6 protein-coding genes are annotated in these 12,729 nt (G+C 47.6%); all 6 read right to left on the bottom strand.

Translation table 11 applies throughout. The features are described from left to right. Positions 1-3 precede the first annotated feature (3 nt). A complete protein-coding gene (locus BUB59_RS11690; protein WP_083540305.1) occupies positions 4-1,602 on the bottom strand; it encodes a type IV pilus twitching motility protein PilT in 1,599 nt (532 codons plus the stop codon). Then, a complete protein-coding gene (locus BUB59_RS11685; protein WP_073230171.1) occupies positions 1,599-2,402 on the bottom strand; it encodes an ABC transporter permease in 804 nt (267 codons plus the stop codon). The genes BUB59_RS11690 and BUB59_RS11685 overlap by 4 nt, the downstream gene beginning before the upstream one ends. After that, the gene (locus BUB59_RS11680; RefSeq protein ID WP_073230169.1) at positions 2,389-3,300 is read right to left on the bottom strand and encodes an ABC transporter ATP-binding protein; all 912 of its coding nucleotides are present in this window, start codon (positions 3,298-3,300) and stop codon (positions 2,389-2,391) included. The genes BUB59_RS11685 and BUB59_RS11680 overlap by 14 nt, the downstream gene beginning before the upstream one ends. Further along, positions 3,300-3,572 (bottom strand): hypothetical protein, encoded by a 273-nt coding sequence (locus BUB59_RS11675; protein WP_143160369.1) that lies wholly within the window; start codon positions 3,570-3,572, stop codon positions 3,300-3,302. Before BUB59_RS11675 ends, BUB59_RS11680 begins: the two co-directional genes overlap by 1 nt. 182 nt (positions 3,573-3,754) lie before the next feature. Next, on the bottom strand, positions 3,755-5,437 hold the full coding sequence (locus BUB59_RS11670; protein ID WP_073230165.1) for an SLC13 family permease: 1,683 nt from the start codon (positions 5,435-5,437) through the stop codon (positions 3,755-3,757). A 202-nt stretch (positions 5,438-5,639) separates the two neighbouring features. After that, complete coding sequence (locus BUB59_RS11665) at positions 5,640-12,716, bottom strand: autotransporter outer membrane beta-barrel domain-containing protein (RefSeq protein WP_073230163.1); 7,077 nt, start codon at positions 12,714-12,716, stop codon at positions 5,640-5,642. Between the last annotated feature and the right edge of the window lie 13 nt (positions 12,717-12,729).

Raw genomic sequence — 12,729 nt, 5'->3', positions numbered from 1 at the left:
TCCCTACTTTGCAGGTCGATAGGAGGCAAAGCGCCTCGAATCGCAAGAACGTTTCCAGGCTTCCATGCCATCGATATAACCAGATTCCACGCACTTCTGCAGAGAGTCATCCAGAGTGATGCCCTGATCCTTCTGGCTACTGATGGCAGCGGTAATCTGGGAGATGCCGCCACGACGGAGCAGGTTCGCCATGGGAGAAGTCATACGCACTGCTTCAACCGCAAGAACCTGACCCTGGTTCTGCACCACAGGTACCAAGTGCTGGACCACAATGCCCTTCAGCTGGTCTGCCAGAGTGTTGGCAAATGCCACGCGGTTCTTTTCGGGAACGGAGCTCATGAGCCTAGACAGCAGGGAGTGAACATTGTTACCCGAGGCCACCGCAAATACGAGAGCGCCAGAGTTTGCAGCGTTCAGAAGGGCAGAAAGTTCCTCGTAGGTTTCCACATGGTCAAATAGAATCACGTCGGCGCCAGACTGCATGGCCAGAGAAATACCTTCCAGTCCCGTATGAACATGAAGTCCAACTTCACGCTGGGCAATGGCCCCATTGGGATTCTGGAGAATTCTTTCAATAGGCTTTTCAATGGTCTGGATATAGACGTTACGATTTGCCGCAATGGTTTCTGCAAAAGCAGTCATGGTGGTCGAGCGACCGCTAGCGGCAGGACCTGCAATCAGGACCAGACCGCTGTTCAGTTCCGTAAAGCGGTTGCAGAAAGGCGGCAGATACAAATTGTCGATGGAGGTGGATTCCGTAGGGATCACACGCACGGAAATGCTGGGAGTGGTATCATCCCAAGTCACCGTCACGCGGGCGCGACCTACGCCGGGAAGACCAATGGTCTTACTGAAATTCTTACCGACAACCACCTTATAGCCGTCAGAAAATCCCTTGGCGGCTTCGTTCAGACGGTCGCTAATTCGGGACAAGTCCAGAGACTGTTCGGATGCCACAAAGAGAACGCCGGACTGACGCATCACCACCGGGCGATCCGCAAACAGATAAATGTCCGTGGCATTGAACTTGCGGGCAAACGCAATCAACTGGGAAAGATTGGTCATGGGGCGAATGGTTTCAGGCGCTTCCACGGGAGTACCTTCTCCCGTAGCAAGAGCGAAACGTCGAGGCAACTTGCCATCTTCTTCATCACTTGCTTCAGCGCTTGCGTCCACCTGGACCGTGCCCATGCTGGTAGTTTCAAGACCTGCAACCGTTTCCACTTCCACACTGGAAGTCGAAGTGGAGTCTCCATAGGGATTGTTCCCCTCGATCTGGAATGCAGGCTGTTCCGGTTCCTTGGGAGCAGCAGGTGTAGCCTTCGGAGTCGCCGCTACAGAACTGCGAGCAGGAGCTGCCGTCGGGGCAGTTGCCGCGGGAGCCGGAGCCGGTTCTGCAGGAGCAGAGGCAGCCGCCTTGGCTTCAATATTCTTGACAAACGCAAGGACCTTGGCGTAAACGCCAGCGGAAATAAGCCCCGCTTCAACAAGTACCTGACCAATATCCTTTTGTTCAGAAGCCTGAGCCCAATGAGCGTTAATCTGGTCCTCGGTAACCATCTTGTTGTGGACCAGGACCTTAGCCATATATTGGTTTCTCATAGGAAATCCCTCCTGCTAAACCACCAGCTAGCAATTGCCAGGAACACGCCCACATAGCCTAAAGCGTAGACAGTATTCCAGAACAAGTACATATCCGGCAGAGCAACGCCGTGAACCACATAGTTGGTCACGTTGTAACGGTAAAGACCCGGGAAAACCGCATGAATGACAACAGCGGCCTTTTCGAAAATAGCACTGGAAGACTGATCCATTTCGCCCATTCGTGCAGCAAAGCGGACCTGTTCCAGAAGCTGGTTGCTCAAGTGGCCAGCCATGTAGACGCCCAAGGTAAACAAGGCGCTCAGCACGGTGCTGCTAAAGCTACTGAACAGCAGGGCCACAGCAATGACAACAGCCATTTCGCAGAAAATGAGATACACAGCAGTCAGCAAACTTACTGTAGGTTCAGACCCCGTAACCCACAAGGTCGCGTAAAAGATCAAGGTCAAAAGTACCAGATGAACTGCAACCACAGCAAGCAGACCAAGGTACTTACCCACAATGAAAGTGGCTCGAGAAATAGGCTTGGACAGCAAGGTCAAAACCGTACGTCTCTGGATTTCCTTCTGCACCAGGCTAATGCCCACGAAAATGGAAATCAGGAGACCAGACAGGCTCATGATGGAAAGTGTGGTAGACTTGATCACGTAAGCGCGGTCAAAGACGGACCATTCCCCAAGGACGATGCTGAACAAGGCAAGAGCCACAGCAAAGAAGCCGATGTTGTAAAGAATCTTGTCGCGAATGGATTCGCGGAAAGTATTCAGGGCGATGATATTGATATGCTTAAGCGTCTGCACGGGCAATCTCCTCCGTCAAAATGTCTTCGAGACTGGGGCGCTTGTGCTCCATGCGTTCGATGGAAATATTCTTGTCCAGGCAATACCTGAGCAGACGATCGCGGGCGGCATCGTCCTCGCAGATACATTCCTGCGGGTGGCCGGCGGGAGTCACGCCCTGGGGCAGATCCTGCAGGAGAATTCCCTGGCGGGTACGTACGTGGTATTCCACGCCGCAAGCGTTGGTAATTTCGTCTACGGTACCTTCACGGACAATGCGACCATCCACGATCATAGCCACACGATGGCTGATGGCTTCCACATCACTCAGCAGGTGGCTGGAATAGAATACGGTCACGCCCATCTGGTTCAGTTCCTGAATGGCACTACGGACATCGCGACGACCCACCGGGTCAAGACCACTCATGGGTTCATCCAGAATCAACAGCTTGGGCTTACCGAGAATAGACTGGGCAATACCCACTCGCTGCATCATGCCCTTGGAATAGGAACGGAGACGGCGGTCAATCCAGTCCTTGTTGGCGTGAAGCAGTTCCAGAGCCCACTGGATTCGCTTGTCCAATTCTGAACCCTGAAGACCCACTAACTTACCGTAAAACTTCAACAGTTCGCGGCCTGTCAGATAATCATAGAAGTAGGGTTGTTCCGGAGAATACCCCACAAAAGTACGGCTCTTCACTTCGCGAGGGCTCACCCCGTTCAGCAGCACCTTGCCGGAATCATAGCGCAAAAGGCCCGTCAGCACCTTAATGGTGGTAGACTTTCCAGCACCGTTAGGACCAATAAAACCAAAAACCTGGCCCGGTTCCACCTTGAAGCTCACATCCTTCAGAGCAAGCTTCGGCTTCATGAAGAAGCCAGACCGGTACGTCTTATGCAAATGTTCAATCTGAATCATTAGTTTTCGCCATCCTTGTGGAGGCCACCAAAGGCTCTTTCCTGAGCCTCTTCAATTTCGCGACGGCGGCGGTCCGCACGTTCCTTCTTGTTAATAAAGAAATAGGTCACTGCACCGGCCGCATAAATACCAATGCCGGTATAGAAAAAGGGATTAATCGTAGTTGCTCCGGGGAACAAGTTGGCAATCAAGCCCTGACCAAACAGACTTACAAGAATCAAGATAAAGCCCAAAGCTCTACAAACGTAAGTCGCAATAACCAATTTTCGCATGTGTATACCTCAAAACGACGCTCCCATAGGAGCGCATTTCCTTTTTTACGAAAAATACACTTTTCCAAGGAAATAGTTAACTCAATTTTACGAAATTAGGGCTAAATAAGCACGTATTAAAAAGAAAGGGCCCCGACATACGTCGGGGTCCCAAACTTTTAAGTTGACCTATGGTCTAGAACTTACTTTGCAGCTTCTGCGGGAGCGGCTTCAGCCTTAACTTCTTCAGCCTTGGGGGCTTCAGCAGCAACGGTAGCAGCGGAGTCAGCCGGCAGAGCAACGGTGCTATCTGCAACAGCGGATTCTACAGCAGCGCTTTCAGCTACGGGAGCGGCAGCGGCAGGTGCTTCAGCGGCAACGGGAGCTGCAACAGGAGCAGCTTCGGTGGGCTTCACAACGGGAGCGCCGAAGAACTGAACCTTAGCCAGGATGATCATCATGACCCAGGAGAGAACCAGGCCGAGGAGACCCATCACAACGCCGGTAATTGCCATACCCTTGGTATCGGTGTAACCGGTAGCGTGGGCAAGAGCGTTAGGCGGAGTGGAGATCGGCATGGACATACCGAGAGAAGAAGCGAAGGCAACAGAAACCAGGAGAGCAGTAACGCCACCGAGACCGGTGAGGTTGTCCTGGCAAGCAATGCCAACTGCGCAAAGAATAGGAACGAGAAGAGTTGCAGTAGAGGTATGGCTCATGAAGTTAGCCATGAACAAGCAGATGATACCGCAACCGACCATGAGGGCGATGGGAGACCAGCTTGCAAACGGGATGGTCTTGATCAAGTGAGCGGCAAGACCAGTAGCGTTGAGGCCAACACCCAGTGCGAAACCACCAGCAACCAGCCACAGAACGTCCCAGCTCATTTCGTTCAGGTCCTTCTTGGTGATAACACCAGTCAGGGCGAACACGGCCATAGGAATCATAGCAATAGCGTTATCGTTGATGCCATGGACACCCTTACCGGTAACCCACAGGAGAACGCAGAGAACGAAAGTGATGTAAACGATGATTGCCTTGGGGCTAGTATCGAACTTGCCAGCACCTTCAATGTTCAGAACCATCTGCTTCATCTTGATGGGGTAAATCTTCATGAGAAGAACCCATGCGATCACCATGAGGATGATAACGTACGGAACACCGAAAGCCATCCACTGACCGAAGGAAACCGGGTTTGCAGCCAGGTCGCCGCGAGCGATAGCGTCGTTCAAAGCACCAAGAGCGATAGCGTTAGGAGGAGTGCCGATCGGGGTACCCATACCACCGATGTTTGCACCAAGAGGAATAGCGAGAGCGAAAGCTGCTTTACCGCGGTCATCTTCGTCGAAGAGCTTGAGCACCGGAGCGAGGATGGCGAGCATCATAGCTGCGGTAGCGGTGTTGCTCATGAACATGGAGAACACTGCAGTGATGAGCATGAGGCCGAGAAGCACGAACTTCGGATTCTTGCCGAAGGGCTTCAGGAGCACGCGAGCCAAGTTCAAGTCCAGCTTGTACTTGGTAGCGGCAGCAGCCAGGAAGAAGCCACCCAGGAACAGCATGATGATCGGGTTAGCAAAAGTAGCCATCACAGACTTGTGGCTAATCATGGTAACACCGTCAACACGGAACGGAGAGAGGGCGGAGTCAGACATGGTGATGATCATAAGAACGATCACCAGCATGGAGGTGGACCAAATCGGGAACGGTTGGAGAATCCAGAAGAGAGCGGCCATGACGAATACGCCAATGACGCGGATTTCCAGCGGGTTCAGGATGCCCATGGGGCTTGCAGCGTCGAAACCGAGGGATTCGTACGGCAAGTAGAGAGCAACGATTGCGAGAATCGATGCGATGATGAATTTGATGAATTTAGCCTTTGTCATAGTGCGCGCAAATTTAGTAAAAGGCGAGCGTCGCGACAATGGTGCTTGCGCAAATTGTCATGACCGAGCCGCACTAAATGCAAGCGTAGCTTGCCAATTAGAATAAGTGGTACACTATGGCAATGTTTGTAACAATAAAAAAGACTTCCGATTTTTCGGAAGCCTTTTTTATTTAAAATTGGCGTTTTTCAGCTAATTTCGGCTATTTTGCCAGAAATTTACCCGCAGTCTGCTGACTTGCCACACGAACTCGGACATAATACAGACCGGATTTCGGGAGGGTCAGTCCAACTTCGTTCCTGCCAGAGGTCGCCTTGCCACGGCTGGAGGAGACCTTTTCGCCGTTCAAGCCAGCCACTTCTGCAATGTAGCCGCTGCCGGACAGTTCTGCAGGAACGTTGAAGGAGACATTCACCCTGTTACCCTGCTGAACCATCTTCAAGCCAGAAACGGACTTTGCCAGCTGAGCTTCGGACTTGACCACCTGAACCTTCACGCTCTTGGAGACGCTCTTGAGGGCCACCGGCAGCTTTTCGCCTGCAGAAAGTTCCACGGTGCGATCATCTACGGTAACAAACAGGCGGTAACCGAAGACTTCCACACGGTCCAGACCTTCGAAGCTCAGGTAGCCCCTACGGTTACTGGTGGCGGAAACTTCCAGATTCCAGGTATATCCATCTTCGGAAATCTGCTTCATGGACTTGGCCAGACGCTTGCGGCCTTCCATAATGGAGAGGCGAACATGGTTGCCCATACCTTCAGGAGGTTCCTCCATCATGTCAGTTTCACCTGCACCCAGCACGTTCCAGGAGTCAGTTTTACCCATTTCATCCTGAAGGACCGCACGAATAGACCAGTCAAACTTGTTGTTGGCCTTTGCGAGAACGCGACGCTTTGCAGCAGCCTTAACAGCGGTGGTATCAAACACAGGAGTCTTATCCAGAGCCAAAGAAGTATCGGAATCCACACGGACCCAGATTGCTTCGTAAGGCTTCAGGAACCAAGGCCTTGTGGTATCGTAGTCACACAGTTCAGAATTCCAGCGCCAGCTTTCCAGAGTTGTATCCGGATTGGCAATGGTCCAGCCATAGGGATTTGCCACCAGGTTCCATCCGCTATAGACATTGGAAACCTTCCATACTGCAGAATCAGGGACTTCCAGGTCTTCACGAAGTTCAATGGAGCGGCCTTCCAGAGAGCTGTACCAGCCACCCGTCACAGCATCCACTTCATCCCTTTCGCCATAAGCCTGATATTGCCAGTATTCACCTACGCTGGAAGATTCATCCCACCAGTAGAACACGGCATCTTCATCATTCCAATCCACAGACTTCTTGTCTATCACATCAAGAGCGAGCATCTGCCAGCCATCCATGGAGGCTGCGGCAATTTCACCAGTCACCACGAAAGACGTATCATAGGAAGCAGATTCCGCGGTATCATAAACCCTTACAGAAAGTTCATACTTGCCGGGTGCCAAGCCAACAGTATCCCAGGTGAATTCGTAAGGAGTCTTCTTTACGGAGTCTACAGAAATCGTCGTATCCCCGTTGCGAACCAGGATTACTTCTGCCAAGGCTTCGCGTTCCGCATTAAATTCGCTGGTAACGAAGTTCATGTGGGCAGCGCTTCCAGAGATACGGAATTCCGGATCCTGAGCAAAGGCAATGGAAATCGTATCTACGATAGTCGTATCGGTATCCACCACAGAGGTGTCCCCGTAAATAGTAAAGCTAGTATCAAAAGGAGCGGATTCCGTTTCATCAAAAACCTTCACGGAAATCTTATAGGATGCAGGAGCCAGGCCTGTAGTATCCCAGGAGAATACGTAAGGAGTCGTCTTGACGGTATCCACAGTCAAGAGAGTATCATCATCCGCAATAAAGAGCTTTTGAACAACAGCATGTCGATCCGCATCAAATTCACTGGTAGTGAATGCCAGGCTAAGCGTATCATTGGAAAGCTTAAACTTGGGCGTTTCAGCGAATTCAATCGGAGTCTTGTTGATCAAGACAAATTCAGCCTTCAAGACACTGGCATACAACTTCTCGCTGGGTAGGACATCGCCATTCGCAAGCTTAAGGGTATCGCCCTTTCGGCCACCGCGTGCATCGTCGTTGAAGAAGAGAATTGTTTCAGGAGCTTCGTAACCATCAGCGGCAACAATGTTGACCACATACCAGGTATTTTCAGCAACATGACCAGGGAACAGCATGCTCATGGATTCACCGAAGGCACGAGTACGAACCACGGAATCCTTGCCATCAGCATTCTTTGTCATCTGGACAATTGCAACACGACCGCCCTTGGCCCCAAGAACAAGACGGTTGTATTCACCAGCCACAGTATCCTTTTCAGAAGTTTCATTATCACAAGCTGCAACACCGCCCCAGACAGCTGTCAAGGTATTTTCGCCTTCCTTAACGGTACTGAAATCTTCCACATTAAAGGAAGTCAAGACTTTTTCGGAAGACCCGACTTTCCATCCAATCAAGCAGCTTTCACTGGTATAAAGGCCACTAGGATATGCAATGTTTTCAGATTCTACAGTATATTCACGTTTTTCAAGAGAAACACCATCATCAATAGCGCCTTCCTTAACGGCATTTTCAAAAGCAATCAGATAGGGAATCGGAGCAAAGTCTACCTTAAACTGAATGTTTTTCATTGCATAAGGTTCCAGCGCAACAACATCACCATCATTGAAAGAATAGGACTTAGACTGGCTTACTTGATCCACCAGCGTATCGAAGGAATATTCAGCAGTTTCTATTGCATAACCCTTCTCAACAGCGATCCTTGCCGTAAATTCATACACAGCACCATAAATGCTGGGAATCAGCATTTCGCCATTGGATTCGCCCACCGTAAAGCTATGGGAAATAGAGTCTTGTTTCCAAACCTTGTCATCCTTATCGCCGATAAACTGAACTAGACGAACCGCACTTGCAGCATCCTTGTTAAGGGAAATTGTTGCATTGGTCGCAGTTTCCTTTTCAAGAATCATATAGAGCGTATCGGTCTCCGTATAAAGGCCTTTTTCCATATTATCGGAAATGGGAGAATTATACATTACCGGAGAATCATTCTCACCCAACGTCCTAGAAGTATTCCAGCCCTTCGATGTCCCTGCAATAGAATAAATCAAGGGTACAGGAGTCTGATAGGTAACAGCATCAATAGTATAGATAGCTGTATCACGCCAATCCTTAGGATAGAACCATTCAGATCCAAGTTCACGAGTGAACTGGAAATGGTAAGGAATAGGCGCAAAGTTTGCCACCAGATAATGCTGATCCATACCACTTTCAATCGTAAGTGTGGTATCGGATTCACCAAACACCAAGTTTCCAACAGCAGCAGCTTCAACAGCAGGAGCCCTAGCCATCATCGGCTCAAGTTCTTCCTCTGCAGAAACAACAGAATCCTTCAAGAAGTTCAACCGGTAACCATTATTAGGTTTAGCCGTCACATGGAATGTCATGGATTCATCAATATTAGGAATATCCATGCTTCGGTATTCCCTTGCATAAGATTCACCTTCTGCATAATATGCATCTTCACCAAAGGAATGCGTTACCTTTTTGGATTCGTCATTAACAACATAGGTCTGGTACAATTCCACAGTTCCATTTAAATACACCAACGGAGTTCCTTCATCTTCCTTAGGTTCGCTATCAGGAGCCTGAGCAATCAAGAATAGAGAACGAGAAGTTTCTTCTTCCTTTTCAGTCCAATTGCCATAGGCATTGAACGCCCCGTTCGTAACAACCACCGTATCAAGAAGGTCAGAAGTAAGCCGACTATACTTATTATTAGATCTTTCAGACTGAGAATAACCCGTCCATCCAGCAAAATTGTAATGTGTAGAATATATCGTCGGAAGTTCATTTGACTCCAGAGAATATGTTCCACTATTTTTCCAAGAATTTGCAAAGAAAATCTCATTTTCTGCAGGATTTTCTACTTCAGGAAGGTGAGTTTCGTTAGGGATAAAACTTATAGTATAATTGTTTACCGACCCCTTAGGCGTAATATGCATATAAACTAGCGGACTACTAAATCCATTATTTACAACCCTGGAGAAAGCATTGATGAGACTCGCCATATCAATGGTTTCATTAGATTCAAGGCTGATAGACCACTTCCACACATTATCGCTAGCCTTTGCCATCAAGGAATCTGTCAAGCCATTTACAGAACCGATATTACGATCTGCTTCGGCCGCAATAACCTTATCCTTACAGAAATCCTTCGCAGAGGATTCATCGTAACAGCCATTGAAGTCCTCATAAGTATAATTACCTTCAAAGCCAACCAATAAATCAACCTTCCAGCCTGTAGTTGTAAAACCAGATGCTGTAGCAAGACCTATTTCAGAAGTCATCCCAGCATAATCAATGTCTGTAGGACTTGACGATCTTCCTCCAGAAATATCAACATGGGATCCTGCAGATGTAAAACCATATGTTGTCACATAAGCTTTAATCACAGATTCTGAATTAGCAAAATAAACTTTCGGTAAAGCCTCAACCGTAGGACCATCACTATCCTTTTTATAGATCAAGCGAATCGTATTTGAATATCCCGTAAAATCACGCGTTGCAAGTCCTGAAATCAATCTGGCAAAAGAGGAAACCACCGTTACATCAACGCTACCTTCAATCGGGTAACCTTCGCAAACACTCTCATCTTCACAGTCAATGATAAAACCATTTAATCTATAATCTCTGGTAACACCACCCACAGTTCGGATAGGCGGAACAAGATGTGCATCATTAAAACTCGTTTCATCAACTCTCGGCGTATAGAAATACAATTCACTGCCATCGTCATCAAACTTGTAATAATCAGATCCATCGTATGTATACCCATACGAGACGTTAAACTTCTTGTTTTCGAACATCGTGTAAGTCTGATCACCCGATTCAAGTTCCGTGCTCTCAGAGATTTCATTCGTCATTAGGTAGTCCCAATCCAGTTGTTTAAATGAGGCAACAAATTTCGGATCTATGACTTTATCATTGGAAGTAAATGCATTAAATTGATTTTCTGTCCCCGGGGAAATATAAGCAGCCATATCAGTTTTCTGAGTGGCAGTCATCTGGTCAGCAACTCGACTATAATCAACAGTCAACATATAAGGTGCATACGGAGTCATAAGTTCGTCATCAATATAGCGAGGATAGTTTACTCCATCACTCCACCACGAGTCATTCAAAACTATTGCGTCATTGGACGCCCCACCTCTTTTATTATATACACCAGAATTCAAGGCATGGGCAAAGGCAAAAGTCTTCATCGCTGTTTCGGGAAGAACTCCGTTATACAAGTATCCACTTTCCTGCAAAAATGCACCTGTAGTAAACACCCAATCTGCATCAGTTGCATCAAGGCCGCTTATAGCGTTACGATAATTAAAACAAATACTGGGAAAATCATAATCTATCGCATCCGCATAGACCTTATTCCAATCTTCAACCTCGTTATCACTTTCATCATCGTAACGACCAATAACATCGGAAACATCAACATCCTTCGTCCCAACATGGAAGTTTCCCGCTACAGAGAGGTTGTCATCCACAACACGTATATGTCCCGCAACAAAACCAGCCTGAGCCCCATTTGGAACAATAATGTCACTCTTTATGACATTATGGAAAACAGCCAAATCCTGATTTCCATGCATAGCATTTCCAATCAGCCCACCTACTGCAGCCTTTACAGTCGCAGAGACTTTAACAGTGCCTAAAACTTCATTACGATATACCCCAAAAGGGTAACCACTTTTCGAATAAACCAAGCCAGTTTCACCACCAACCAAGCCGCCAATTTGAGTCGAATCCGTAGCAGTAGAGAGGTCTGATATATTAGCGGTCACATAATCATTCTTCGCATCAATAGTAAGACTGTTTTTCAAAAAGCCAAAAAGGCCTCCCACAGCATGAGCACCATCGTTATATGCGGTTCCAACACTAAAATTAACAGTAACAGAATCCTTTTGAGACTTCATACTATAAAAATCGGATCCATAACCAACAAGTCCACCTACATACATTGTCTGAAGGGACGTTTCACCACAAGAGGAAACTGTTTTCCAATCTATTGTAAGAGATCCCTTGTTATTTTGAAACATCAAGCTTTTATCGGTAGATTGCCCCATAAATCCACCAATGTTATTATACTCTTCACATGTAGAAGTTATGGAAACCGTTGATTTCACGTTCTTCACATACGCATAACCCTCCAATGACGAACTACCAAACAAGCCTGCCATGCTGCTTCCACGTCCAAGAGTAACCTCAACAGACCCTCCCTCATATTCAAAGCGATCACTGGAAGCAATAGCATTACCAACAACGCCACCTTCAATTCGATTTTTGAAACCCCCAGATACATTTTCAGGACCATTAATGCTTTCAAAAACATAGGAAACACTTGTAGCATTATTCACGCCCACAGATACAGCCGTAAGGTTAATGTTACTGAATGAGTAAACATTAGAAGTTGCCGCTGCAACACCACCTAATTTTGAAGAACTAGAAATAGCAAGCACCGTTTTTGTCACACCGGTGTATTCAGGGAATACAGCGTCAGGCGTCGCCACATCAGTACTAGTCACTGTCACATTTTTAAAGGAACCACCGTTTGCAAAAGCCACCACAGAACCAACGTCCATACCATAGACTTTAGAGTTCTTTACAGTAACGTTTTCAAAAGCAACATTCTCACTCTTGGCAACAACTACAGCAGCAGTCGCTTCCGTAGCGTCTTGATTATCATCAAGTTTCGCCATTACATACGCGTTATCAAAGGTCACATCCTTAATAGACCCGTTTTTGAATTCCTTGAAGAAAGCAATATCGCTCTGACCTCTTTCCCCAATCAAACAAAAATTCTTGATAGTATGATTTGCGCCATCAAAATTATATCCAGCATTAACCCAGTCACTGGAGTAGAGTTGCGCATCATCAGTAGTAGAATTGGTACATGAGGCAGGGTCTGACGGGAGAGCATCGAAGGTGATGTCAGACTCAAGAGTAATGCTAATGCTTTTGACATCGCTCTCCTTCATGCTAATTTCATCACGGATAGCGAAAATCACATCACTCCAGGTTTCATACTCACCAGTCGCAGACTGGTAAACCGAGCAGTCAAAACTATAATCACCGTCCACTTCTTCTACAGATTCACACGCCACGTTAAACGGATCAGCAGCCTGACCTACACCAGCCAGTCCGAGGAGCAGTAAACCCATCAATTTCGAGATCTTTTCCATAAGAGTCTCCTTT

It is taken from the genome of Fibrobacter sp. UWEL (genome assembly GCF_900142535.1).
Lineage (GTDB): Bacteria > Fibrobacterota > Fibrobacteria > Fibrobacterales > Fibrobacteraceae > Fibrobacter.
Note: the sequence above shows the minus strand (reverse complement) of the source record. Positions and strands in the feature narration are given on the sequence as shown.

What these genes read in the sequence shown, in the direction of transcription:
- BUB59_RS11690 (WP_083540305.1), bottom strand. Translation starts at nt 1,602, where the DNA reads ATGAGAAACCAATATATGGCTAAGGTCCTGGTCCACAACAAGATGGTT.
- BUB59_RS11680 (WP_073230169.1), bottom strand. Translation starts at nt 3,300, where the DNA reads ATGATTCAGATTGAACATTTGCATAAGACGTACCGGTCTGGCTTCTTC.
- BUB59_RS11675 (WP_143160369.1), bottom strand. Translation starts at nt 3,572, where the DNA reads ATGCGAAAATTGGTTATTGCGACTTACGTTTGTAGAGCTTTGGGCTTT.
- BUB59_RS11670 (WP_073230165.1), bottom strand. Translation starts at nt 5,437, where the DNA reads ATGACAAAGGCTAAATTCATCAAATTCATCATCGCATCGATTCTCGCA.
- BUB59_RS11665 (WP_073230163.1), bottom strand. Translation starts at nt 12,716, where the DNA reads ATGGAAAAGATCTCGAAATTGATGGGTTTACTGCTCCTCGGACTGGCT.